The organism is Hyunsoonleella rubra, assembly GCF_042684665.1.
Taxonomy (GTDB): Bacteria; Bacteroidota; Bacteroidia; order Flavobacteriales; family Flavobacteriaceae; genus Jejuia; species Jejuia rubra.
Map to the genome: position 1 here is coordinate 343,766 of NZ_JBHULY010000005.1, position 24,586 is coordinate 368,351.

A 24,586-nucleotide genomic window follows, 5' to 3' on the forward strand; every position below is an offset into this window, starting at 1 on the left:
ATAAAAACGAAACTATGCGATTTCTTACACTTCTTTTGTTTTTTATTGTTTTTCAGGTGTCTGCCCAACAAGGCGGGATGTGGATTCCTTCTTTGTTAGAGGGGATGAATGAAACTGAAATGCAAAATTTGGGCAGTAAATTATCCGCAAAGGATATTTATGATATTAACAACTCAAGCCTCAAGGATGCTATAGGACACTTTAACGGTGGATGCACCAGTGAGATTATTTCTCCCAAAGGATTGCTCCTTACAAATCATCATTGTGGTTATAGCCAAATTCAATCCCACTCTTCATTAGAAAATGATTATACAAAAAACGGTTTTTGGGCGATGTCTTTAAAGGACGAAATCCCAAATAAAGGCCTGTTTGTAGAGTTTATTGTGAGGATAGAGGACGTAACCGAAGCGGTACTTGAAGGCGTAACGGACGACTTGACTTCAAAAGAACGACAATCAAAAATTGACATTAACCGAAACAAGGTTGAAAAACGGGTAGAGAAAGAAGCATGGCAGGGAATAAAGATTAAACCCTTTTTCAAAGGAAATCAATATTTTCTGTTTGTAACGGAGCGGTTTGATGATATTCGCCTGGTTGGTGCCCCGCCGTCCAGTATCGGTAAGTTTGGTAGCGATAACGATAATTGGGTTTGGCCAAGACACACAGGAGACTTTTCTCTTTTTAGGATTTATGCGGATGAAAATAATAGGCCAGCGACTTACAGTGAAAAAAACGTGCCTTACACGCCCAAGCATTTCTTTCCAATTTCTTTAGATGGTGTTGAAGAAAATGATTTTACAATGGTTTTTGGTTTCCCGGGCCGTACCAATGAATATTTACCAGCAGTAGCAATTGAGCAGATTACCCAAAAATTGAATCCTGCGAGAATAGCCATTAGGGAGGCCGCTTTGAAAGTAATTGATGGGTACATGAAACAAAATGATGAAATACGAATTCAATATGCCTCTAAGCAGGCCCGTATGGCCAATTCCTGGAAAAAATGGATAGGTGAAAATCAAGGCATCCAGCGCAGTGGGGCAATTCAAATTAGGAATGAATTTCAGGATGAGTTTACAAGAGCATTGAAAGCCCAAGGGAAGACCACCGAATATGGTGAAATCCTATCGGAATTTGAACAGCTTTATGGGCAATTTGAGGCTGTAAACGTCAAGAGGAATAGTTTCATTGAGGTGTTTTTAAGAACCAATGAGCTTATGCAAATGATGCTCCGTATGGCGCAAATGGAGAATTCAGCTGGCAATGGGAAAGAAGCTTTTGAAAAGGCCAGAACCGCAATGATCAATAGATTAAAAGGGATTCATAAAAATTATAATGTAGATTTGGATAGGGGTGTATTCGAAGCTGTTATGCCATTGTATACAACAGATGTTGATGTTTCAATTTATGACCAAACAGCGTTTACAGATTTGGATAAGGCACTGGAATTATTGGAAGGCAATTCTAAAACCGTTTTAATGAAATTAAATGCCGATCCGGCCTACAAATATGCCAAACCAATGGTTTTGGATTTTTTTATGAATATTGAGCCTAAATTTCAGGAAATTAATACTCAAATAAATGAAATTCAAAAACAATATATGACTGCACTCATGGATGTTATGCCTGAGGAACGTTATTTCCCTGATGCTAATGGTACCTTGCGGGTTACTTATGGGAAAGTAAAAGGATATTCGCCTAGAGATGCTGTGTACTATCATCCTACGACTTTTTTGGACGGTGTGATAGAAAAATATATTCCTGGCGACTACGAATTTGATGTGCCAGAAAAGTTAAGGACGCTATACAACACAAATGATTATGGCCAGTACGCCGATAAAAATGGCAAATTGCCAGTATGTTTCCTTGGTACAAACCACACCACTGGAGGTAATTCCGGAAGCCCGGCTATTGATGCTGAAGGAAACCTGGTGGGTTTAAACTTTGATCGAGTATGGGAAGGTACGATGAGCGATATTTACTATGATCCTGAGATATGTAGAAATATCATGGTAGATTTAAGGTATGTCCTTTTCGTCATTGATAAATATGCTGGAGCCAAGCATCTTGTTGATGAAATGCACTTGGTACATCCAAAAAGCGATTAGGTTAAACATACCTGCAAACACTTTCGCTAAACAATATTGTTTGATGGGTTTGAGTTATGATAATAATTCAAACCCATTTTTATTAGGTCAGTAGTGCTCATATCGATTTTAATTATGTTTTTTGGTTGCCATGAAACTAAAAAAACCGAAGCTATTGAAAACATACCTCAATTGGTTGCTGTTAAGAAAAGGATTGTCGATTTCCCGATTTTAGATAGTTTAAGATTGGGCATTAATTTCAACAAAACAGGGGACTACGCCGTTTTGAAAACTAATATTCTTTCCAAAAGAGCTGGCTTAAGAGAATTGTACATTGAAACGCCTGATAAGGCAATAGACAGCGCTTCCAATTTTCTTTACAACGAATTACTAAATAATTTAGTCCCGCATTGGTACGGTACTGGCTGGGATTTTAACGGGCACACCATTACACCCAATGAGGGGTACATTGCCTGCGGTTATTTCGTGTCTACAACTTTGAAACATTTGGGGTTTAACTTGAACCGCTATAAGATGGCACAACAAGCTGGTTTAATAGAAGCACTGGTTTTGCAAGCAAAAAATGAATTAAAACAGTTTTCAAATGTGACTTTTGATGATTTAAAGCGCAAATTGAATATGATTTATGGTGATGGAATTTACTTCGTAGGGTTGGATAACCATGTAGGTTATATTTTGATAAAGGATCATGAGCTTTACTTTTTGCATTCAAGTTATTATGATGACGAAGTGATAATTGAACTTGCGCAAACTTCCCCTTGTTTTACCTCAAAATATTACGTTTTTGCTGAAATTACAACCAATAAAGATTTAATGCGAAAATGGATATTGAATGAAAGATTAATAATCCCAAGTTCCTGATGAAACGAGTACTATTTACTATTGTCTTGATAACGTTTTGCACAGTTTATTGTCAATCAAAACCAATAACCAATTCCGTTCATGTATTTGTGGCATTGTGCGATAATGCCAATCAAGGGATTGTGCCCGTTCCTGAAAAATTGGGCAACGGGCAAGATCCCACAAATAATTTGTATTGGGGCGCGATGTATGGTTTGAAAAGCTATTTTAACCATAGCAAGGACTGGGTATTTATATCTTCCACTAAAAATCCCGAACCCCGTATTTTAGAACGTGTACTGTTTAAACATTCAACCGCAAACGCATATTTATTGGCTTACATTGGGCATGACGGCTTAATGGAATTTGATGTTAAAGGTGAATTCGAGCCGATAAATAAGAAACAACGGGACGCCATTATCCTTGCCTGTGTTAGTAAAGATTATTTCAAACCCTATTTGGAAGAAACAAAAGCAAACCCGTTAGTGTGGAGCACTGGGTTGATGTCTCCCGAGGCCTATACTTTAAAGTGGGCCTTGGACGGTTGGGTGTTGGGTGAAACTGACTCGGAAATTCGGGAGCGGGCTGCTAAAGCTTATCATAATTACCAAAAATGTGGCATCAATGGTGCAAGACGATTATTGGTTACTGGATGGTAATATCGCCAATATCCAAATATTTTAGCACATCGTTGATGCACCTTTCTAAATCGTTTATTACTTCTTTTGACCAAAAACGGAATACCGTAAAACCTAATTCTTCCAACTGCCGATTCACTTCTTTATCCCGTTGCATGTTGCGCTCAATTTTTGGGATCCAAAATCCGCGATTGGTTTTTAGCTTGGGTTTGCGTTCATTCCAATTGTAGCCATGCCAGTATTCACCATCAATAAAAATGGCCAATCTGTATTTTTTGATGGATACATCAGGTTTCCCGGGAAGGGTTTTGCTATCCACTCGATAACGCACCCCTTTTTTCCAAAGTGCCTTTCGGAAGATTAGTTCCGGTTTTGTGTTTTTACCTCTAATTTTGCTCATCATTTTTGAGCGTTTTTTAGTGGTATAAAAACCAGATTCTTCATTGAACCTTGGGACTTTTATTTTGCTTTCGGAGTATTGCATGTTTGGGTAAAACCGATTAATTCGATTTAAGTTACACACATAATATAGCTAAAAATACCTCAGATTTCAAACATCATGTATGGAATACTGTTAAGGGGCTCCGAGCGTTAGGGATTGCAGAGGAAAGCCCACAGCTCCCCATTAAAAGGGCGCGAGGACTTGCAACGGAAAGCCCGACCCGTAGACAAACGCCCAAATAAAAAAAATCCCAAACAGTGTTGCTTGGGATTTGATCGTTATTATTTGGAATTTGAGATTCTTTTTTTCAAAGGAATTCTTAATATCTATAATGTTCAGGCTTATATGGCCCTTCAACCGATACGCCAATGTAGGTCGCTTGGTCTTCTTTAAGTTCTGTAAGCTCCACTCCAATTTTTTCTAAGTGCAGTTTTGCTACTTTTTCATCCAAATGCTTTGGAAGCATATAAACTTCATTATTGTAGGCATCTGCATTGTTCCAAAGCTCAATTTGCGCCAAGGTTTGGTTGGTAAACGAATTACTCATCACAAAACTTGGGTGGCCGGTAGCACAGCCCAGGTTTACCAAACGCCCTTCGGCAAGGATGATAATATCCTTTCCGTCCACGGTATATTTATCAACCTGAGGTTTGATGGTGTTTTTGGTATGGCCGTAGTTGTCGTTTAGCCATGCCATTTGAATTTCATTGTCAAAGTGCCCAATATTACAAACGATGGTTTTGTCTTTCATAGCCTTAAAATGCTCGGCACGCACGATATCCTTGTTTCCGGTAGTAGTAATTACAATATCGGAATTGCCGACTACGGTTTCCAATTTTTTAACCTCAAAACCGTCCATCGCGGCCTGTAAAGCACAGATTGGGTCGATTTCGGTAACGGTTACAATACTTCCGGCACCTTTAAACGACGCGGCAGTACCTTTCCCAACATCACCATAACCACAAACTGTAACACGTTTTCCAGCCAACATCACATCAGTAGCACGACGAATAGCGTCCACCGCACTTTCTTTACAGCCGTATTTATTATCAAATTTAGATTTTGTAACAGAGTCGTTTACGTTAATCGCAGGCATAGGTAGTGTGCCGTTTTTTACACGTTCGTAAAGTCTGTGGACACCTGTGGTCGTTTCTTCTGATAAACCATTAATTCCTGCAGCCAACTCAGGGTATTTGTCTAAAACCATATTGGTTAAATCCCCGCCATCATCCAAAATCATGTTTAATGGTTGTCTGTCTTCACCAAAGAAAAGCGTTTGCTCAATACACCAATCAAATTCTTCTTCGGTCATATCTTTCCAAGCGTAAACCGCAGTTCCGGCGGCAGCAATAGCTGCTGCGGCCTGATCTTGAGTTGAGAAGATGTTGCAGGAGCTCCAGGTCACTTCTGCGCCCAAAGCTTGTAAAGTTTCAATCAAAACGGCCGTTTGAATCGTCATGTGTAAACAGCCTGCAATTCTTGCACCTTTTAAGGGCTGGGAGTTTTTGTACTCTTCGCGCAAACTCATTAGGCCAGGCATTTCGGCTTCGGCCAACTCTATTTCTTTTCTTCCCCAATCGGCTAAAGTGATATCCTTTACTTTGTGGGCAACGTATGGAATTGTTTTCGTACTCATAGTTACTTTTTCTTAAATTTAAAAACCTAAAGTTGATTGGGATTCGTGGTTAATTTGGTTAATTTCGCTTACCAAATAGGTCATCCCTTTTAGGCGGTGCAAAGATAACCAATAACTTTCGGAATATTAAATGCCTTTATACAAAACCATTACGCCAAATTCACAAACTACTGTTAAAATCTGGAAGATAACCGAGTCTTTTGAGGATTTGATGTCGCGCGTGGATTTAAAACAGAGTGCATTGGAGCGTGTGATGGGTATGAAAAGTGAACTGCACCAACGTGGGTTTTTAACTGTGCGGTGTTTGTTGCGGGAGCTGGGCTATACGGATAAGGATTTGTTTTATGACGATTGTGGGAAACCGCATTTAAAGGATGGCAAACAGATTTCGATAACGCATTCGTTTCAGTTTTCGGCAGTAATCATTAGCGATTTGATTGTGGGGATTGATATCGAAAAGCAACGAGAAAAAATTAAGCGCATTGCCCATAAATTTGTGGATTACGAGGAGGATTATTTGGTCGAGGAAGCCGATGACTATGTTAAGAAATTAACTTTAATCTGGTGTGCCAAGGAGTCTTTATACAAATTGTATTGCACGCCAGGATTGAGTTTTAAAGACCATTGTTTGGTTATTCCTTTTAGTTTGGAAGATGTCGAAACCATTGCTTGGATTGACTATAAAGAGAAAAAAAGCCGCTACGATGTTGAATTTTTGGAGTTTGAAGGTTTCACTTGCGCATACGCCATTGCCTAATGCAGATTTATCAAAACATATTGGATGCTATTGCTGATGGCGAAAGGTTGTTAGCTGTGTTAATTGACCCGGACAAGTTTTCTTTGTCAAACACTGGTCATTTTATGGAGAAGGTGAATCGCTCCATAGCCACTCATGTTTTTGTTGGAGGTAGTACCGGAGATGGAAATGCTACTCATATTTTAGTCGATAAGATTAGGAATGAGACTGATTTGCCGGTAGTACTTTTTCCTGGTGATGTCACTCAAATAAGCGATAGAGCCGATGCCATTTTGTTTTTGTCCTTAATTTCAGGACGAAATCCGGAATATCTCATTGGTAAACATGTCGAATCGGTTTCAAAACTGAGGGGTGCAGAGTTGGAAATCATTCCAACAGGATACGTTTTAATCGAAGGGGGCAAGTCCACTGCGGTAGAAACAGTGACAGCAACGCAACCATTGCAGAATTCGGACATTCAAAAGATTTCGGATACGGCTAAAGCTGGAGAATTTTTGGGAATGAAATTGATGTATTTGGAAGCAGGAAGTGGCGCGGAGAATTGCGTTTCAGAAGACATCATTAAAAGTGTCAAACATGATTTGAAAATCCCTTTAATTGTTGGCGGCGGTATTAAAACCAAAGCGCAAATAGAAAAAGCATATGATTCAGGTGCGGATATGATTGTAATTGGAACTGCTTTTGAAGAAGATGCTACATTTTTGGATGAATTAAAGTATAATAATGGTCGCTGAGGCTCTCGAAGCGACAGAGTATCAACTATTGTGACTTCGAGAACCTCAGTCACCGAAGTAATTTGTAATGAAAATTTCTGTAGAATTAACCTTAACACCTTTGCAGGGCGATTTTGAACCTGCCATTATCCATTTTATCAAAAAAATGAGAGCTTCAAAATTAAAAGTTTTGGAAAATCCTTTGAGCACTCAAGTATATGGGGAGTACGATGAGGTAATGTCAATTTTAACATCCGAAATAAAGGAGGCTTTTGAACTTGTTGACAAAGGTCTGCTCTATATGAAAATCGTAAAATCAGATAGGCACGATTATGAGCCCCATTTTTGAGTTTTTCTTCGGTCAATATTCAGGATATTCAACGGCACATATTGTTCTAGAAATAGTAGCTGTTTTTTTTGGGTTTTTGTCCGTTTGGTATTCCAAACAGAACAAAGTTTTAGTGTTTCCAACGGGCATCATTAGTACCGTTATTTTTGTTTACCTGCTTTTTCAATGGGAATTGCTTGGCGATATGATGATTAACGGATACTATTTTATAATGAGCGTTTACGGCTGGTACGTTTGGACTAGAAAAGTCGATGATACTCACGTAACTCCAATTACCATAACGACTTCAAAAGAAAAACTGGCAAGTGTTTTTATTTTTTTGGCCACATTGATATTTGTTTTTATAGTTTACAAGGCATTTGATAAATGGACGAGTTGGATGGCTTGGGTCGATACCCTAACCACCGCTATTTTCTTTGTGGGTATGTGGTTAATGGCACGAAGAAAAATAGAAAATTGGCTATTTTGGATTGTCGGCGATTTAATATCCGTCCCTTTATATTTTTATAAAGGTTTTACGTTTACAAGTTTTCAATATCTGGGGTTCACATTTATAGCTATATTTGGTTATCTGGCATGGAAAAACATCTTAAACAACAACCTTCAACCTGCATAAAAGTCGTAGCGTTCGGTCCCGAATCGACCGGGAAGACAACATTATCACGTCAATTGGCCAGGCATTACAATACGGTTTGGGTGCCAGAGTATGCCCGTGAATATCTTCAAAATAAATGGAACAACGAGCGTAAAACTTGTGAGCCTAAGGATTTGTTGCCCATCGCCATGGGGCAAATGAAGCTGGAAAATGTGCTTGCCAAAAAAACAGATACCGTATTAATTTGCGATACCGATTTGCTGGAAACCAAGGTGTATTCAGAGGCCTATTACCTTGGTAGTTGCGATCCTCTTCTTGAAAAATACGCGCTGGAAAACACCTACGATTTGTATTTTTTAACCTATATTGACACCTCTTGGGAAGCCGATGATTTGCGAGACAAACCTAACCAAAGAGGGCAAATGTTCGAATCTTTTCAAAATGAATTGCTAAAACAAAAAAGGCCTTTTATATTGTTAAAAGGAGACAGAAAAGAAAGATTAAAAACCGCTATTAGCCATATTGACAAACTCTTAAAAGAAAAACAAAATGTTCTCGGATAAAGATATTCAACAGATTCAAAATAAAGGAATTACCATTGATCAGGTTAATGCCCAAATTTCGCGTTTAAAAGACGGGATGTCTTTTTCAGATTTGGTTTCAGCGGCTACAATTGATAAAGGTATTGAACGTTATGATGCGGATGGAACTGAAGAAATGATAGCTCTTTATGAAGCAAAACAACAGGAACTTTCCATTGTTAAATTCGTTCCAGCTTCAGGTGCTGCTACTCGGATGTTTAAGTTTCTGTTTCAGTTTTTGAATGCTTTTGATCCGAACAAAACTACGCTAAAAAATTATATCGAATCCAACAACGATGGATTGATAGCCACGTTTTCAGAGAATTTGGAAAATTTTCCTTTTTACAATGAGGTTGTAGGCCAAATTAAAAACACCTATCCCAAATATGATGAGTTTTCAGAAGGCGAACGACTTGCACTGTTTGTAAGGACAATGTTGGACGAAAATGGATTGAACTACAGTTTTCTGCCCAAAGGATTGTTGCCCTTTCATAGATATAGCGATAAAACGGTGACCGCATTTCAAGAACACCTCTTTGAATCTACACTTTACGCTTCTTCAAAAGAAAAGGCCAATTTACATTTTACGGTTTCGGAAAAACACCATCCTTTTTTTGCTAAGGAACTCGATGAGGTAAAGCCATTTTTAGAAAACAAAACGAGCACAAAATTTAATGTGTCCTATTCTTATCAAAATGAAGCTACGGAAACAGTGGCTTTGACATTGAAAGATCAAGTTTTTAGAAATGAAGATGGGTCTATTTTGTTCAGACCAGCTGGGCACGGTGCGCTTTTGGAAAACTTAAATGTATTGGACTACGATTTGATTTTTATTAAGAATATTGACAACATTGTAGTAGCCGACAAAAATATAGAGGTGTCCAACTATAAAAAATTATTAGCAGGTGTATTACTGGAAGCCCAGCAGAAAGTGTTTTCATTCTTAAGGCAATTGGATGAAGGCGGTTTAACGGAAGCGGATTATAAATTAATGGCCGTATTCCTAAGGTACCGATTGAATACGATCATTCCAGTAGATTTTGATGCTTATGATGAAGAGAAAAAAACAGCTTATTTAAAAGAGCGATTTGATAGGCCAATGCGTGTTTGTGGTATGGTAAAAAATCAAGGAGAACCAGGAGGAGGTCCCTTTTGGGTAAAGGACAAACATGGGAAAATATCATTGCAGATTGTAGAATTTGCACAAATTAATTTTGGCAAACAAAACCAGCAAGAAATAGTATACAAAGCCACCCACTTCAACCCAACAGATTTGGTCTGCGGCGTGAGAAACTATAAGGGAGAAAAGTACGATTTGTCCAAATATGTAGATCCAGAAGCGGCGTTTATCACAACAAAAACCCGAAATGGGGTGGACATTCAAGCTTTGGAACTACCCGGTCTTTGGAACGGTAGTATGGCCTACTGGAATTCAATTTTTGTAGAAGTGCCCGTTGAAACGTTTAACCCCGTAAAAACGGTGAACGATCTATTGAAACCTGTCCACCAAGTATCCTGATGTTTGATGAGGAAGCTTTAATAAAAGAATTAGGTTTTAAGGGCATCAAAAGTTCTGGTAGTGGGGGCCAGCATGTCAATAAAACGGCTTCAAAAGTGGAACTGACCTTTAATTTGTTAGAATCATCTGTTCTGAAAGATGCCCAAAAGGAGCTACTCCAGAAAAGGCTCCAATCCAGATTGACCAAAGAAAACGTATTGATACTGCAGTGTGGCGAATCCCGAAGTCAATATCGAAACAAAGAAATAGTCACCCAACGTTTTTTGGGGTTGATGCGAGCTAACTTGGTTGAAGAAAAAGAACGCATTCCAACTAAAACGCCCAAATCAGTTATTAAAAAACGACTCAAGAATAAGCGCAAGCAGGCTGAAAAGAAAGCGAACCGGAAGAGGCCCGATGTGGATTGAAGGGCTTAGGTATTTCGTTGTATCGTGATTTTGTTTTAATCGTGATATTGCAATATCATAATAATTTCTTTTCTGGTGATGAGGAAAAAATATTAATTCTTTACGCCTAATTCGAAAAATAGAATTTATCTTTGCGCCGTTCTCAAAAAGGGGTGCTGAAGGATTGTCGATTGGCAATATTCGATTGATGATTTAAATCCGAAATCGTAATTCGTAAATCTAAAATCTGAACGGCTGAGATCATACCCATTGAACCTAGAACAGGTAATGCTGTTTAGGAAGCGAATGTTAAGAAAATGTCCGGTGGACATTTTTAGTGAGTGCAAAAAAATACTAAAGTATTTTTCAGTGCCAATATAACGTTCAAAAATCATTTTTTAACAACAAAGAATAATTACCTCTTTTTATTCGATTATAATTTATGTAATCGACATGAAAAATTTATTTCTTTTTTTAACACTTTTTGTGCTATCGGTCAGCGCTTATGCACAGGAAAATCAAAAAATTCAAGATTCAACAAAAACAGAGAAACTAGACGAAGTCTTAGTAAGCGCAGTCCGCGTGGACGCAGATTCGCCAATCACCCACTCCAATGTTTCCAAAGAAGAATTGGCAAAACGAAATTTAGGGCAGGATATTCCTATTTTGTTAAACTTTTTGCCATCAGTAGTGACTACTAGTGATGCTGGTGCGGGCATTGGATACACAGGTATCAGGGTTCGGGGTACAGACGCCACTCGTGTAAACGTAACTATCAATGGTATTCCTTATAACGATCCAGAAAGTCAGGGTACGTTTTGGGTCAACTTGGGAGACTTTGCTTCGTCGACTGAGAGTTTACAGTTGCAACGAGGTGTTGGAACATCCACCAATGGCTCAGGTGCTTTTGGTGCTAGCTTAAACTTATTAACGGATGCATTTTCAAAAGATGCTAACGCCGAAATTTCAAATAGTTTCGGGAGTTTCAATACAAGAAAGCATACAGTAAAACTGGGCACGGGATTAATCAAGGATCATTTTGAAATATCAGGCCGATTTTCAAAAATTGACTCCGACGGTTATGTCGATAGGGCATTTACAGACTTAAAATCTTATTTTCTACAAGGGATTTATAAAGATGACAATACCTTGATTAAGGTTTTGACTTTCGGAAATGCCGAGCAGACTTATCAATCCTGGTTTGGTTTAACGGCGGACCAATTGAGGGAAGATCGTCGGCAAAATCCATATACTTATGAAAACGAAACGGACAACTATTGGCAGGACCATTATCAGTTCCATTGGAACCAACGTTTTAATAATCATTGGTCAACTAACCTGGGTTTAAACTATACAAAAGGTAAGGGTTATTTTGAACAATATAAACCAGATGAATCCGCATCGGATTTTGCAAATTTAATTGAAGAGGGCTCCGATGTCATAGTAAGACGATGGTTGGACAACGATTTTCATGTTTTAAACGCCAATGTAACTTATCAGAATTCTGGAATCGAGGTTATTTCTGGGCTTTCCGTTAGCAGTTATACTGGCGACCACTATGGCGAAGTGATTTGGGGAAGTGCCTTAACTGCCGGTACCAATATTAGAGATAGATATTATCAAGGGGATGCCACCAAAAATGACTTTAGTGTTTTTTCAAAGGCAACATTTAACCTCGCAGAAAAACTTACGGGTTATATTGATTTGCAGGGGCGTTTTGTAAGATATAAAACCAATGGCTTAAATTCTGATAGAGCACCTTTTATAACTGATGCTACATTTAATTTCTTTAACCCAAAAATAGGATTGACCTATAAAAGTAGTGACAGAAACAACTTTTATGCCTCTTATGCAAGAGCGAATAGGGAACCAAATAGGGACGACTTTGAATCCGGGGTCACAGAGAATGAAACATTGAACGATGTAGAATTAGGTTGGCGTTTTGCAAGTCCTAAAGTAGCTGTTAACACCAATTTGTATTACATGTTTTATGAAAATCAATTGGTATTGACTGGTGAATTGGATGATGTGGGAAGCCCACTAAGAGCTACCAGTGGAAAAAGTTACAGACTGGGGCTGGAAGTAGATGCAAATATTCAGATTGCCAGTTTCCTTAGTACGTCAACCAACGTAGCCCTTAGTCGAAACAAAAACAGGTATTTTACCACTTCTGTTAATGGTGAATTGGTAAACCTAGGAGATACCAACATTTCATTTTCACCTGAAGTGGTCATCGGCAATGCGATTAATTTCTTTCCAGCCGAGGGACTTCAATTGTCTCTGTTGAGCAAATATGTGGGTGAACAATTTATGGGAAATACGGATAATCCTGAATCTATTTTGGAAAGCTATTTCGTCAACGATTTCAATATTAATTATGAAATTAAACCTAAAAAGTTGCTTAAGTCCATTGTCTTTTCGGGATTGGTAAACAATATCTTCAACAAGAAATATGTGTCCAATGGCTATTTTGGTTCGTTTGATTTTGAAGATAATACAAGCCCAACAGGGACAACTACGGGCTATTTTGCAGGCTATTATCCCCAGGCCACTACAAACTTTTTGGTTGGGGCTACCTTAAAATTTTAAAGGTTTACATTAGGGATTGTAAAGCGTAGCTGGTAATGCTCTGGCTGCGCTTTATTAATTAAAAATTAGTAACGTGTTGCCGTTTTGCTCAACACGATAACGCCTTAGTGCACAACGGGGAGGAGTTTCATTGGAATTAGCATTTTCAATTGGCAGACCTGTCAAGAGGCTGAATTCATTTTTGTCCTCGCAATTACATTTTCCAATAACGCCTTCAATCGTTAATACTGAACATGTGTCAAAAGGGTGATTGGGGTCGGCCGCATCAAAAGCTGCCAATCCACTAGTTGTATTTATTAGGACAACGCCACCGTTTCCAATATTGGGGATATATGCCGTTTCACTAACAAACTGAAGTTGGGGATAAAAACTAAGATTAACGGATTCGTTCACACCGATGTTTAGCAAAAACTGACAGTTTTCGTTTTCCACAGAATTCCTGCTACAATTGGTTATAAACAGGAAACAAACAAAGGCAAAAGAGAGTCTCATAAATTCTTAAAAATTAGGACGCAATTTACGATAAAAAGCAAATCGACTTAAATATTTTGTATATTTGCTATACAATCTCGTGAAAGCGGGATTTTTTTATATGCTGAACTCTTGTACTTAGCGTAGCCGAAGTATGTTTCAGCATCTTTTTATTATGTAAACGATGAAGTTATGAGTAAAGTATCTTATTACACTGCCGAAGGATTAAAAAAATTAAGAGACGAATTAAATCAATTAAAGGATATTGAGCGCCCAAAGGCGTCTCAAGCAATAGCGGAAGCTCGCGATAAAGGGGATTTAAGTGAAAATGCTGAATATGATGCCGCGAAAGAGGCGCAGGGTTTATTGGAAATGAAAATTTCTAAACTTGAGGAAACTTTGTCTAACGCCCGCTTAATTGATGAGTCGCAACTGGATACTTCAAAGGTACTAGTACTTTCAAAAGTGAAGATAAAGAACCAAACCAATGGTATGGAAATGACTTATACACTGGTAGCCGAAAGTGAGGCAGATTTAGCTTCGGGAAAAATTTCCGTAAGCTCTCCTATCGGAAAGGGGTTGTTGGGTAAATCTGTTGGTGAAGTAGCTGAAATACAAGTGCCAAACGGAGTAATGAAATTTGATATTTTAGAGATTTCAAGATAAACTTTAAAAAATGGCTTCAATTTTTACTAAAATAGTCAACGGTGAAATTCCCTGTTATCGAATAGCGGAAACCGATGAATTTTTGGCCTTTTTAGATGTGAACCCCAATCAGGTGGGGCATACCCTTTGCATTCCCAAAAAAGAGGTAGATAAGCTATTTGATTTGGATGAAGCGACGTATAGTGGCTTAATGGCGTTTTCCAGAAAAGTAGCCATGGCCATTGAAAAAGCCATTCCTTGCGAACGCGTGGGAGTCAGCGTGATTGGGTTGGAAGTACCCCATGCCCACGTGCATTTAATCCCATTGCGGTCTATGGACGATGCGCGCTTTATCAAAAAGGTAAAAATGGAAACCGGGGATTTTCAGGAAACAGCCAAAGCCATTAGTGCATATGTTCAACTTTAGGCCATTTGCAGACTGAGGAAAACGACCGCCACAAAAAGCAGTACAATTGCAGTAATCACGATAATCCAAAACAATTTTTTGTAATATTTTGAATCCGGTCTTGGCGTAAAGGCCTTTTGTTGGTAGTCAAAAACGCGTTCGATGTCCGCCGTCCATCGTTCAGGGTAAATGCGACTTTCGCATCTATCACAATGTATTTCTGTATTGATGTCTTTGGTTACGGATTTGTAGAATGAAGTCTCAACAAACTTCTGTTTAAACGTCAAGTGCAACCCGTCTTTGCTAAAACATTCCGGGCAATTGTTTTTTAAAACTACCTTTTTTATGGGTATCCATTTTTCGGTCTTCATTATACGGCACGCTTTAATCTGATTTGTATCGTGGCGCCTTTACCTACGGTGGATTGCAATACTTTTATCCTGCCGTTATGAAAATCTTCAATAATGCGTCTGGTTAAGGACAGTCCCAAACCCCAACCACGTTTTCTGGTGGTAAAGCCGGGTTCAAATATTTTATCGAAGTTTTTCTTCGGAATCCCTTTTCCGGTATCGGACACATTTATAGATACGATATTTTCCTGGTTTAGGATTTCAATGGCCAACTTGCCTTTGCCCTTCATGGCGTCAATACCATTTTTAACAAGGTTTTCTATCGCCCAACTATAAAGTTGTTTGTTCACTTTCACGAAGATTTCTTCCTTGGGGGCAATAATTTCAAAATTTACTAAATCCGATGTTCTTCGTTTTAAATAATCATAGGAAGCCATCGTCTCTTTTACAATATCCGCTTTTTCAAGTTTAGGCAACGAGCCTATTTTACTGAATCGCTCGGTAATAATTTGAAGCCTGTCAATGTCTTTTTCAATTTCAGAAATATAATCGGGGTTGACATTTTCCGTTTTTAGAAGTTCCGTCCATCCAATTAAAGACGAAAGTGGTGTTCCGATTTGATGCGCAGTTTCCTTTGCCATGCCCGACCACAACTTGTTTTGAGTGGCCACTTTATTGCTTTTGTAAAAGAAGAATACCACACTTGCAAAAAGAAAGATAATAAGCAAAAGTGCCAGCGGATAGTATTTTAATTTATTCAAAAGCGGTGAATTGCCGTAATAAATGGTAGACCAATGTTTGTTTTGGTACTTGATTTCTATAGGTCTATTTTCCGATTCAAACTGTTCGATTAGTTTTTGAACATAAAGCGAATCCTTTATTTTTTTCTCGTCAATATTGTTGAAGCTACTTAAAGAACCATCCTTGTTGACAACTAGCATTGGAGTAGTGGTGTTGCTGCCCAATACTTTTAAAGTGAGGTTTAAGTTGGTATTCGTATTTACATCAGAATTGACAAACTCGGTCTGAGCGAACGACCAATTTTCCATCTTTACCCGTTCTTCTTCCTTAAAATTTTGGAAAAACACATAGGTGTTCCACAAAATGAGAGAAACGATGATAAAGGAAACCACAATCATTATCCACCTGATGGTGTTTTTATGGGTCGTGAAAATCATGTAATGGTTAATTAATACGAGTAATATAATGCAAATCTGTTAATATTATTGCCCAACTTGTTAGTAAATCGGTTTTTAGTTGAGTGGCAGAATAGTTACATTTGTTCAAATCAAAAAAATAAATGGCGTCATTCAGTCCGAAAGCACTATCAGTCAGTGAATTACATGGGTATTTGTTGAGTACGGTAGCGCCACGGCCTATTGCCTTTGCCAGTACTTTGGATGCTGACGGCAACCCGAATTTATCGCCTTTTAGCTTTTTTAATGTGTTTAGTGCCAATCCGCCGATTATGATTTTTTCTCCAGCGCGAAGAGTTCGGGACAACAGCACAAAGCATACGTTGCACAATATTGAAACGACCAAGGAAGTGGTCATTAATGTGGTGAATTTTGATTTGGTGCATCAGGCATCTTTGGCAAGTGCGGAGTATCCGGAGGGGATAAATGAGTTTGAAAAGGCGGGGTTGCATATGTTGCCCTCTGATGAGGTAAAGCCCTTTAGAGTGGCAGAATCACCGGTGCAATTTGAATGTAAGGTGAACGAGGTGGTGAAATTAGGGAATGAAGGCGGTGCCGGAAATTTAGTGATTTGTGAGGTGGTAAAGTTTCATATTGATGATGAAATTTTAGATGGAAACGGAGCGGTGGACCAGCAAAAATTAGATTTGGTAGCAAGGGCAGGAGGAAGCTATTACAGTAGGGCCAATAAAGGTTTTTTTGAAATACCAAAGCCTTTGTCCTCTTTAGGAATTGGAGTAGATAGTTTTCCAGCGCATGTGAAGGATAGCATGATTTTAACAGGGAACAATTTGGGCATGCTGGCTAATGTAGAAGCGTTACCTACTAAAGACGAAGTGGATGCGTTTGTAAACGATTTGAGCGAACGCTACCCCGATATTAAAGATAAAACCCATCGTGAGAAGCACAAATTGGCGAGAAATTATTTAAGCTTTGGGGACCTGCAAAGTGCTTGGAAAATTTTATTATCGTAACTGGTAATGGTGTTGACTGGTAAGACGGTAATGGGTGTTATAAAATGATGTCGGCAGACATACCCGCGTTAGGGATTGAACGGCATGTTTGAGCTCCTCGCAGAGAGCGAGTAGTGAAAGCCCGACCGGAGCCTAAGCGGAGGTAACGCCCAAAAAATAAAAATAGTAAATAGACGAATATTAAATAATTATAGATTAAATGGAAGTTCAAGGACGAATTAAAATGATTGGAGACACCCAGACTTTTGGGAGCAACGGGTTTAGAAAAAGAGAGGTAGTAGTGACTACCGAAGAGCAATATCCACAGCATATTTTGGTGGAGTTTGTGCAAGATAAAACCGATTTGTTGAACAACTATCAGGTTGGGCAACAAGTAAAAATTAACATCAATTTACGCGGAAGGGAGTGGGTAAACCCACAAGGCGAAACCAAATATTTCAACTCTGTACAAGGTTGGAGAATCGAGGCGTTACAGCCGGTTGCCTCAGGAGAGAACATGCCTCCAGTGCCACCAGCGGATGCTTTTGAACCTGCTGGTGATCTTAACGAAGACGACCACGACGATTTGCCGTTTTAGGCTAAAAATTTAAGCTGACTCCTTCCCTTTTGAAGGGAAGGTGGGTTTTGATTTTTTTAAAATCGAAAGTCGGAAGGGTTAGAGAATTCAAACCTCAATGTTTCAAAACACATTGAGGTTTCTTATTTTTATAAAAAAATTGCGTTTATCTTCAAGTTGAGAGAGAAAAAGTAATTGTAAAATGAAGTTTCTATCTGAAAAACTTTGGTTTCCAGAGGTGACCGAAGCCACCGAAGATGGTATTTTGGCCATTGGTGGTGATTTATCGGTAGCACGTCTTTTGTTGGCATACCGTTCCGGGATTTTTCCATGGTTTGAAACCGATGAGCCTATTTTGTGGTGGAGCCCCGATCCTCGTTTCGTGCTTTTTCCCGAAAAACTCAAAGTTTCAAAAAGCATGAGACAGGTGCTTCGTAATAAAGATTTTGAAGTTACGGTCAATACTGCATTTAATGAAGTGATTACCGAATGCGCCATTGCGAAAAGAAGCGGACAAACCGGTACATGGATTACTCAAAACATGATAAAAGCCTACACGGAGTTGCACCATTTGGGCTACGCAATATCTGTTGAGGTGTGGAACAATGACCGACTTATTGGAGGCCTGTACGGCATCGATTTGGGTAACGGTATTTTTACGGGTGAAAGTATGTTCGCCAAAGAGAGCAATGCCAGTAAAGTTGGTTTTATTACCTTTATTCAAAACTCAGAATACAAACTTGTAGATTGTCAGGTATTCACCAATCATCTAGCTAGTTTGGGAGCTGAGGAAATGGCAAGAGACGAGTTTTTAAAATATATAAAGGGATGATGGTTTAGCTGAAGTCAAATATTTTAAATCTTCAAAACAGCCCCCGTCAATACAAACAAATTATGTTTCGACACGAGATTAAGTGCCTCCCACCGATGCTCCAAACCCAACTGTAATTTTAAGGCTTCGTTCATTTGCCAACCGATCTGACTCGAAACCCTAATATCGGTTTCTGGATTATCGGGTTTACTTAAACTTAACAGCCCTTCTATTGCGCTAACCAAATAGGTTTCGCCAATATCCAATTTTTCACCATTCAAGGGAAAATCAACCGCAAAGCGATAGCGTTGTCTAAAGATAGTTTTGGTATCCAAAATACGTTGTTCCGCCCTAAAACGATGCCCATAGCGCACACCCAAAGTTTGTTTTTTGAAATTATATTGTTGGATAATCCGCTTTTCGTCACTGCCTGTTTCAAACCAGTCCCTGTTTCTGTAATAAAGCCCGATACTCAGTTTGTGGTAAAAATCCAATTTAAAAGTCGAGAAATGAAACACGTCCACCTGTTGCTGTTGGTACTGAAACCCATCGCCGTTATAGAGCACATAACGGCTTCTAAATACAAAATTCGCACTATAGGTTTCCGATATCTTATGGTTTAGCGAAAGAGACGATTCGCCCAAGGACGTAAAATTGTCCTGAGCTTCCAATGCAAAACACATAAAACCAAGTGCAATAGCACATAAGCGTTTAATACAGTGCATGCTCATATGAAGATGTGGTTACTTTTCGGGATTTTTCGAATACGCCATGTCTGTCAAAAGTGAATTCCCTTAATTCATGTATGTACTTGGTTTTTATTTCAGCAATAATTTCAAAATGGGTGTGCTTATTAAAGGGCTTTTCCAGCACTTTTCTAATAAATTGTCTGTCAGGTTTATCGGTGGTATTGACATATTGTTTTTGGACTTTGACGACAACGACCTTTCTGTAATTCTCATCAAAATATTTCGAAATTGCACTGTAAACATCTTTTGGAATATGCCTTTTTTTAATGACAATTTCAATATCTTCCAGCTTTCCTAGGGTATCAAATTCAGCACTATAATGCTCTTTTTTATACTTAAACTTCACCTCGAAGCTCTTTTTATCACCATCGGTTTCTTTGTAGTACTTTAGGTATTTCACTTCATGCGAAATAATATTAAAATAGCCTTGGGCAATTTCGGGAAATTCGGAGGCAGGAATACGCTCCTCCTTTTCATTTTTGGATTGCGAAAATGAAACGCAAAAACTCATCAAGAGCATTAAAACACTAAACTTCTTCATATCGAAAACAATTCACTTCATGATCATTGACCATGCCTGTAGCCTGCATGTGGGCATACACCACTGTAGTGCCCACAAATTTAAACCCCCGCTTTTTTAAATCTTTGCTTATCGTGTCGCTTAAAGGTGTGTTGGCCGGGGCATTTCGCCAATCATTGAGGGTGTTTTTAATCGGTTTTCCATCAACAAACTCCCAGATATATTTGCTGAAACTTCCATATTCTTCTTGAATTTTCATAAAAGCTTGGGCATTGGTAACCGTTGCATTTACCTTTAATTTATTACGAATGATGCCTGTGTCTTGCAACAATTCGTCTATTTTATCTTGTTCATACTTCGCTATTTTTTTATAATCGAAATTGTCAAATGCTTTTCTAAAATTTTCACGTTTGCGCAAAACGGTAATCCAGCTTAAACCCGCTTGAAAGGTTTCTAAAATTAAGAACTCAAACAGGGTTTCATCATCATAAACAGGCACGCCCCATTCCTCGTCATGATAGGCCTCATAAAGCGTGTCGCCTTCGCACCAACCGCATCTGTGTTTGGAATTCATAGAATTTGTAAGTTTTTATGTTGAAGTATGACAAAAGTCATCTTAAAAGGAAGTGCAAGATACTAAATTTGTAACTTCATGTAAAAGAATTCGTTATGGATACCATTATTAAATCTGCCATAAATAAAAGTATTTCCTATCCCGCCTATCGGGAGTTGGTCAAGCAGTTTGCTTTGGAACAAGCAACTACAGGAAATGAACAGGCCCAAGCCCATGTAGATTTTACTAAACTTAATGACAGGCGTATGAAACGCTGGGATAAAACCTTAAAAGTTTCGGAATCTGCAAAAAAGCGATTGGAAGAATTTGACGGTAAAATCACTTGGTTGGTCATTACCGAAAGTTGGTGTGGCGATGCCGCCCACGTACTGCCCGCTTTGAATAAAATAGCTGAAATAACCCCTAATATCAACTATCGTGTCGTGCTTAGGGACGATAATCCCAAGTTAATGGATGCCTATTTAACCAACGGTAACAGGGCTATTCCCAAAGTGATAATCATTGATGATACCACAGGCGAAGTAATTGCTACTTACGGGCCGAGACCTAGTGAGGCGGCCAGTTACGTTAAACGGTTTAAAGCTATGAATGGCCAGTTGACACCTGAGTTTAAGGAAGATTTGCAACATTGGTACAACTCTAACAAGGGCAAAAACGTTATTGAGGACGTTACCGAAATCTTGTGCAGGTTGCAACCTAGTGTTTGCCAATAAAATTAAAGGTAATCGAGCCTATTTGCTCGTCTTTTGAAGCGTCCTTGCTGAATTTGGCGTTTTCAGCATATTGGAGTGCATGCTCTATTAGGCATTCGTTTGACGATGTGGAAGACGTATTGACATAAGCATCGATAACATCCCCATTTGAATTCACCGTAATATTTACGACGATTTTACCACCATTTTCGCAAAGATAGACTGGCGTGGGCAGGTAATAATGTTTACGGTTTACTAAAGAATAAGACATAGTACTTCTGGTATTTGAACCATCGTTTTGCTGTTTTTTCAGGAGGTCATTCACTTTACTAAACGAATTGATATCCTCATTTTTCAGTTTTGCAGGGTTGGTGTTTGTGTACTTTGATTTATAGCTGTCCATAACACCCTCGTGGTCAGAATGGTTTATCTGGGGTTCATAATCCTCAGGCGGGGCAATAGGCTTAAATGCCTGTGCAAAGTGCTTGTTTGGTTGGGTTTCGTTAAAGGCTTGATTGGTTTCGGCTTTCGCGTTATTTTGATTTTCTAAAGCCTCCAAAACCTTAATTTCCTCTTCGGTAAGTTCGGGCTCGGGTTCAATTTCGTAGTAACTTTCCGCGATTCTTTCCTTTTGTTTAACAAGACTGAAATTGAATATAGAAAGTACCACCGTGCCCATAATGAGCAAGGTCAACAAAAGCGCTTTATGTTGATTCGATAAGTTCAAATTGAGGCGTTTTCAAACTATTTTATACTGAAATATACGTAAAAATTTAGGATTTAGTCTTTTAGGCTACCAATAAAGGCATCTATAGACATGCCATTTTCAACATTGAAGTCTCCAATTCTAGTGCGTCGCAATGTGGATAAATGCGCTCCGGAATGTAATGCTTTCCCAAAATCGTGAGCTAAAGAACGAATGTAGGTGCCTTTGGAGCAAATTACTCTGAAATCTACCTCCAACCCACATATTTTAGTGATTTCGAACTCAGAAATAGACACGGTTCTAGATTTTATTTCAACGTCTTCCCCAGCCCTTGCAAATTCGTATAAACGCTTGCCGTCCTTTTTTACTGCTGAAAACACGGGAGGAAACTGTTGAATTTCACCAATAAATTGTTGAGTGGATTTATGGATAAGTTCTACGGAAATATGGTCAGTGGGAAAAGTGTTGTTAATTTCAGTTTCCAAATCAAAAGACGGTGTGGTGCTTCCCAGAACCATTGTGCCAGTGTACTCCTTAATTTGTCCCTGATAGGTGTTGATTTCTTTTGTTTTTTTTCCTGTACAAACCACTAGTAATCCAGTGGCTAGGGGATCTAAAGTCCCCGCATGTCCCACTTTTATTTTTTTAATATTGAAGGTCTGTCGGATTTCCCACCGTAGTTTGTTCACAACTTGAAAGGATGTCCAATTTAGGGGCTTATCAATTAAAAGGACTAGTCCAGAAAGAAAATCTTCGGCCGTCATTATTTATTCATTAAAGCTACCACAATGGCAATTACCCCAACAATTACGCAGTAAATTGCAAAATAGGATAATTTGCTTTTCTTTACCAAAGCAATCATCCAAGTGCAAGCGAATAGACCTGCGACAAAGGCCGCAATAAACCCCATAGAAAGCGCAGTAAAATTTTGGCTATCAGTAGAAATATCACCGCTTAATATGTCTTTCGCTATTTTGCCAAAAATTAGAGGAACCACCATCAAAAATGAAAATCGCGCCGATTTGGTTTTGTCAATGCCTAGTAATACGGATGTTGAAATAGTCGCCCCAGATCTTGAAATTCCTGGTAGCATGGCAATGGCCTGAGAAACACCTATAACAAATGCATTGCTAAAACTCACTTTTTTGTTGGTATCCTTGGCTTTATCGGCCAAAAAAAGAAGGAGGGCTGTAATGATCAACATGCACCCCACCAATAGGATATTGCCACCGAAAAGTGACTCCAACTGTTCTTCAAAAAACAAACCAACAACCACCGCGGGTATCATGGAAACCACAATTTTTGCCAAAAACTGTATGTCCTCATTCCAGTCAAATTTGAGGATACCTTTGACGATATTCCAAATATCCTTTCTAAAAACAACAATGGTACTCAAAGCTGTAGCAAAGTGCAGTACTACCGTAAACAAGAGGCTTTCCTCAGGAACAGAATGGTCTCCCAAAATGGCCTTGCCTAATTCTAAATGCCCACTAGAAGAGACAGGCAAGAACTCTGTCAACCCTTGAATAATTCCTAATAAAATAGCGTCAATTACATCCATGGCGCAAAAATATTAAAATACTCATACAAAAGACTTTTTTGGGTTTAAACTTTAAATGAAGGAATCGTATTTTAGATGTATGAAAATTGTCATTGCACCGGATAAATTCAAAAACTCCTTGACAGGATTGGACTTTTGCGAGGCTGTAGAAACCGTACTAAAACAGGTTTATCCAAATATCGAAATATTGAAATTGCCTTTGGCGGATGGTGGTGATGGCACGATTGAAGTGGTTAATTATTACCTAAAAGGAAAAACGATTCAATTAACGGTAAACAATCCCTTTTTTGAACCTGTAAAGGCCTCTTATTTATATGCTGAAAATTCTAAAAAAGCATTCATCGAAATGGCGGAAGCTTCTGGAGTTAAGTTGTTGCAACCAGAACAATTTGATTGTAAAAATGCGACCACTTTAGGTACTGGCGAACTTGTTTTAGATGCCCTTAAGAGAGGTGCTGAAACTATTATTCTTGGTATAGGTGGAAGCGCTACCAACGATTGTGGTATAGGTATGGCTACCGCTTTAGGATATCGGTTTTTAGATGCTAATGAAGATGAAGTAAAACCCATTGGAGCAAATTTATCTCGAATTAAATCTATAGATGAGTCCCAAGTACATCCAAGATTGAAAGGAGTTGAGTTTCAAATAGCTTGCGACGTCACCAATCCCTTATATGGCGAAAATGGGGCGGCTTATGTTTATGGGGCTCAAAAGGGAGCCTCGGTTCTGGACATAAAATTACTAGATAAGGGATTGCTAGATTTTGCAAGTGTGTTGGAAGGTAAATTCAATGTTGATGTTCAATCCATAAAAGGAGCCGGAGCTGCCGGGGGCATGGGCATCGCTTCAAAATTGTTTTTGAATGGCCATTTGGCACCGGGCATAAATCTCATTAAGAATTTGGCTAATTTTGATGAAAATATTTCAGGAGCCAATTGGATTATTACGGGTGAAGGTAATTTAGACGCTCAAACCCTTTCTGGCAAAACCATTAAAGGTGTTTTAGACTCGGCCAAAACAAAGCAGATTAATGTAGCAACCTTCTGTGGTGGCATCGATTTTGAAGGAAAGTCACCAGAGGAATTGGGCATTCAATACGCTGATGCCGTCATGAATTATGCCAACAATCTAGAAGATGCCATGAAAAATAGTCTTGAATATCTTAAAGAAATCGCCAAGAAATTTGCCCACGAAGTTTTAAAGTAAGTATTTTGAAAAAAAATA

Annotated in this window: 29 protein-coding genes; 18 read left to right on the plus strand and 11 right to left on the minus strand. The window is 38.8% G+C overall.

The window, feature by feature from the left end; all coding sequences use genetic code 11:
- Window positions 1–14 precede the first annotated feature (14 nt).
- The 3 genes from ACFSR8_RS02345 to ACFSR8_RS02355 all read left to right on the plus strand — a co-directional run bounded on the left by ACFSR8_RS02345 (window position 15) and on the right by ACFSR8_RS02355 (window position 3,604).
- Entirely contained in the window at window positions 15–2,105 is a 2,091-nt protein-coding gene (locus ACFSR8_RS02345; RefSeq protein WP_380288638.1) for a S46 family peptidase, read from the plus strand.
- A gap of 114 nt (window positions 2,106–2,219) precedes the next feature.
- On the plus strand, window positions 2,220–2,966 hold the full coding sequence (locus ACFSR8_RS02350; RefSeq protein ID WP_380288640.1) for a hypothetical protein: 747 nt from the start codon (window positions 2,220–2,222) through the stop codon (window positions 2,964–2,966).
- Complete coding sequence (locus tag ACFSR8_RS02355; protein WP_380288642.1) at window positions 2,966–3,604, plus strand: hypothetical protein; 639 nt, start codon at window positions 2,966–2,968, stop codon at window positions 3,602–3,604. Before ACFSR8_RS02350 ends, ACFSR8_RS02355 begins: the two co-directional genes overlap by 1 nt.
- Here the strand turns inward: ACFSR8_RS02355 and ACFSR8_RS02360 are convergent.
- Window positions 3,591–4,067, minus strand: a complete 477-nt coding sequence (locus ACFSR8_RS02360; protein WP_380288644.1) for a very short patch repair endonuclease — start codon at window positions 4,065–4,067, stop codon at window positions 3,591–3,593. The two genes, ACFSR8_RS02355 and ACFSR8_RS02360, sit on opposite strands and share 14 nt — an antisense overlap.
- A 277-nt stretch (window positions 4,068–4,344) precedes the next feature.
- Window positions 4,345–5,661 (minus strand): adenosylhomocysteinase, encoded by a 1,317-nt coding sequence (gene ahcY, locus ACFSR8_RS02365; protein WP_380288646.1) that lies wholly within the window; start codon window positions 5,659–5,661, stop codon window positions 4,345–4,347.
- A gap of 130 nt (window positions 5,662–5,791) precedes the next feature.
- Here ahcY and ACFSR8_RS02370 point away from each other — a divergent pair, with 130 nt between their 5' ends.
- The 8 genes from ACFSR8_RS02370 to ACFSR8_RS02405 all read left to right on the plus strand — a co-directional run bounded on the left by ACFSR8_RS02370 (window position 5,792) and on the right by ACFSR8_RS02405 (window position 13,150).
- Window positions 5,792–6,418, plus strand: a complete 627-nt coding sequence (locus ACFSR8_RS02370) for a 4'-phosphopantetheinyl transferase family protein (RefSeq protein WP_380288648.1) — start codon at window positions 5,792–5,794, stop codon at window positions 6,416–6,418.
- Window positions 6,418–7,152, plus strand: a complete 735-nt coding sequence (locus ACFSR8_RS02375; protein WP_380288650.1) for a geranylgeranylglyceryl/heptaprenylglyceryl phosphate synthase — start codon at window positions 6,418–6,420, stop codon at window positions 7,150–7,152. Before ACFSR8_RS02370 ends, ACFSR8_RS02375 begins: the two co-directional genes overlap by 1 nt.
- 67 nt (window positions 7,153–7,219) lie before the next feature.
- Window positions 7,220–7,480: a thiamine-binding protein gene (locus ACFSR8_RS02380; RefSeq protein WP_380288652.1), complete on the plus strand. Its 261-nt coding sequence runs from the start codon at window positions 7,220–7,222 to the stop codon at window positions 7,478–7,480.
- Complete coding sequence (pnuC, locus tag ACFSR8_RS02385) at window positions 7,464–8,096, plus strand: nicotinamide riboside transporter PnuC (protein ID WP_380288654.1); 633 nt, start codon at window positions 7,464–7,466, stop codon at window positions 8,094–8,096. The genes ACFSR8_RS02380 and pnuC overlap by 17 nt, the downstream gene beginning before the upstream one ends.
- Entirely contained in the window at window positions 8,057–8,638 is a 582-nt protein-coding gene (locus tag ACFSR8_RS02390; protein ID WP_380288656.1) for an AAA family ATPase, read from the plus strand. Before pnuC ends, ACFSR8_RS02390 begins: the two co-directional genes overlap by 40 nt.
- Entirely contained in the window at window positions 8,625–10,175 is a 1,551-nt protein-coding gene (locus ACFSR8_RS02395; RefSeq protein WP_380288658.1) for a DUF4301 family protein, read from the plus strand. Before ACFSR8_RS02390 ends, ACFSR8_RS02395 begins: the two co-directional genes overlap by 14 nt.
- The gene (gene arfB, locus ACFSR8_RS02400) at window positions 10,175–10,582 is read left to right on the plus strand and encodes an alternative ribosome rescue aminoacyl-tRNA hydrolase ArfB (RefSeq protein WP_380288660.1); all 408 of its coding nucleotides are present in this window, start codon (window positions 10,175–10,177) and stop codon (window positions 10,580–10,582) included. The genes ACFSR8_RS02395 and arfB overlap by 1 nt, the downstream gene beginning before the upstream one ends.
- A gap of 432 nt (window positions 10,583–11,014) precedes the next feature.
- Window positions 11,015–13,150 (plus strand): TonB-dependent receptor, encoded by a 2,136-nt coding sequence (locus tag ACFSR8_RS02405; protein ID WP_380288662.1) that lies wholly within the window; start codon window positions 11,015–11,017, stop codon window positions 13,148–13,150.
- Window positions 13,151–13,204: 54 nt separating this feature from the next.
- Here the strand turns inward: ACFSR8_RS02405 and ACFSR8_RS02410 are convergent, their stop codons facing one another.
- Complete coding sequence (locus ACFSR8_RS02410) at window positions 13,205–13,642, minus strand: hypothetical protein (RefSeq protein ID WP_380288664.1); 438 nt, start codon at window positions 13,640–13,642, stop codon at window positions 13,205–13,207.
- Between the two features lie 171 nt (window positions 13,643–13,813).
- On the opposite strand from ACFSR8_RS02410, the gene greA reads away from it, so the two are divergent.
- Window positions 13,814–14,287 (plus strand): transcription elongation factor GreA, encoded by a 474-nt coding sequence (gene greA, locus ACFSR8_RS02415; protein ID WP_380288666.1) that lies wholly within the window; start codon window positions 13,814–13,816, stop codon window positions 14,285–14,287.
- Between the two features lie 10 nt (window positions 14,288–14,297).
- On the plus strand, window positions 14,298–14,693 hold the full coding sequence (locus tag ACFSR8_RS02420) for an HIT family protein (protein WP_380288668.1): 396 nt from the start codon (window positions 14,298–14,300) through the stop codon (window positions 14,691–14,693).
- Here the strand turns inward: ACFSR8_RS02420 and ACFSR8_RS02425 are convergent.
- A complete protein-coding gene (locus ACFSR8_RS02425) occupies window positions 14,690–15,043 on the minus strand; it encodes a hypothetical protein (protein ID WP_380288670.1) in 354 nt (117 codons plus the stop codon). The genes ACFSR8_RS02420 and ACFSR8_RS02425 overlap by 4 nt on opposite strands.
- Window positions 15,043–16,200 carry a sensor histidine kinase gene (locus ACFSR8_RS02430; RefSeq protein WP_380288672.1) on the minus strand — a complete coding sequence of 386 codons (1,158 nt, stop codon included), beginning with the start codon at window positions 16,198–16,200 and terminating at the stop codon, window positions 15,043–15,045. Before ACFSR8_RS02430 ends, ACFSR8_RS02425 begins: the two co-directional genes overlap by 1 nt.
- A gap of 122 nt (window positions 16,201–16,322) precedes the next feature.
- Between ACFSR8_RS02430 and ACFSR8_RS02435 the strand changes: the two genes are divergently transcribed.
- The 3 genes from ACFSR8_RS02435 to aat all read left to right on the plus strand — a co-directional run bounded on the left by ACFSR8_RS02435 (window position 16,323) and on the right by aat (window position 18,580).
- A complete protein-coding gene (locus tag ACFSR8_RS02435; protein WP_380288674.1) occupies window positions 16,323–17,192 on the plus strand; it encodes a flavin reductase family protein in 870 nt (289 codons plus the stop codon).
- Between the two features lie 199 nt (window positions 17,193–17,391).
- On the plus strand, window positions 17,392–17,769 hold the full coding sequence (locus ACFSR8_RS02440) for a DUF3127 domain-containing protein (RefSeq protein WP_380288676.1): 378 nt from the start codon (window positions 17,392–17,394) through the stop codon (window positions 17,767–17,769).
- A 181-nt stretch (window positions 17,770–17,950) separates the two neighbouring features.
- Window positions 17,951–18,580 carry a leucyl/phenylalanyl-tRNA--protein transferase gene (aat, locus tag ACFSR8_RS02445; protein ID WP_380288678.1) on the plus strand — a complete coding sequence of 210 codons (630 nt, stop codon included), beginning with the start codon at window positions 17,951–17,953 and terminating at the stop codon, window positions 18,578–18,580.
- 23 nt (window positions 18,581–18,603) lie between these two features.
- On the opposite strand, the gene ACFSR8_RS02450 is transcribed toward aat, so the two are convergent.
- The 3 genes from ACFSR8_RS02450 to ACFSR8_RS02460 are packed head-to-tail and all read right to left on the minus strand — an operon-like array spanning window position 18,604 to window position 20,402.
- Window positions 18,604–19,284 carry a DUF2490 domain-containing protein gene (locus ACFSR8_RS02450; RefSeq protein WP_380288680.1) on the minus strand — a complete coding sequence of 227 codons (681 nt, stop codon included), beginning with the start codon at window positions 19,282–19,284 and terminating at the stop codon, window positions 18,604–18,606.
- Window positions 19,271–19,849, minus strand: coding sequence for a hypothetical protein (locus ACFSR8_RS02455; RefSeq protein WP_380288682.1), 579 nt, complete (start codon window positions 19,847–19,849; stop codon window positions 19,271–19,273). Before ACFSR8_RS02455 ends, ACFSR8_RS02450 begins: the two co-directional genes overlap by 14 nt.
- A complete protein-coding gene (locus tag ACFSR8_RS02460; protein ID WP_380288684.1) occupies window positions 19,836–20,402 on the minus strand; it encodes a DNA-3-methyladenine glycosylase I in 567 nt (188 codons plus the stop codon). Before ACFSR8_RS02460 ends, ACFSR8_RS02455 begins: the two co-directional genes overlap by 14 nt.
- A 95-nt stretch (window positions 20,403–20,497) precedes the next feature.
- Between ACFSR8_RS02460 and ACFSR8_RS02465 the strand changes: the two genes are divergently transcribed.
- Window positions 20,498–21,115, plus strand: a complete 618-nt coding sequence (locus ACFSR8_RS02465; protein ID WP_380288686.1) for a thioredoxin family protein — start codon at window positions 20,498–20,500, stop codon at window positions 21,113–21,115.
- Here ACFSR8_RS02465 and ACFSR8_RS02470 read toward each other — a convergent pair.
- Genes ACFSR8_RS02470 through ACFSR8_RS02480 form a run of 3 tightly spaced genes read right to left on the minus strand, consistent with a single transcriptional unit; the run spans window position 21,099 to window position 23,361 of the window.
- On the minus strand, window positions 21,099–21,821 hold the full coding sequence (locus tag ACFSR8_RS02470) for a hypothetical protein (RefSeq protein ID WP_380288688.1): 723 nt from the start codon (window positions 21,819–21,821) through the stop codon (window positions 21,099–21,101). The two genes, ACFSR8_RS02465 and ACFSR8_RS02470, sit on opposite strands and share 17 nt — an antisense overlap.
- Before the next feature lie 53 nt (window positions 21,822–21,874).
- Window positions 21,875–22,564 carry a tRNA pseudouridine(55) synthase TruB gene (gene truB, locus ACFSR8_RS02475; RefSeq protein ID WP_380288690.1) on the minus strand — a complete coding sequence of 230 codons (690 nt, stop codon included), beginning with the start codon at window positions 22,562–22,564 and terminating at the stop codon, window positions 21,875–21,877.
- The gene (locus tag ACFSR8_RS02480) at window positions 22,564–23,361 is read right to left on the minus strand and encodes an undecaprenyl-diphosphate phosphatase (protein WP_380288692.1); all 798 of its coding nucleotides are present in this window, start codon (window positions 23,359–23,361) and stop codon (window positions 22,564–22,566) included. Before ACFSR8_RS02480 ends, truB begins: the two co-directional genes overlap by 1 nt.
- Window positions 23,362–23,416: 55 nt before the next feature.
- On the opposite strand from ACFSR8_RS02480, the gene ACFSR8_RS02485 reads away from it, so the two are divergent.
- Window positions 23,417–24,568: a glycerate kinase gene (locus ACFSR8_RS02485; protein ID WP_380288694.1), complete on the plus strand. Its 1,152-nt coding sequence runs from the start codon at window positions 23,417–23,419 to the stop codon at window positions 24,566–24,568.
- The last annotated feature ends 18 nt before the right edge of the window (window positions 24,569–24,586 follow it).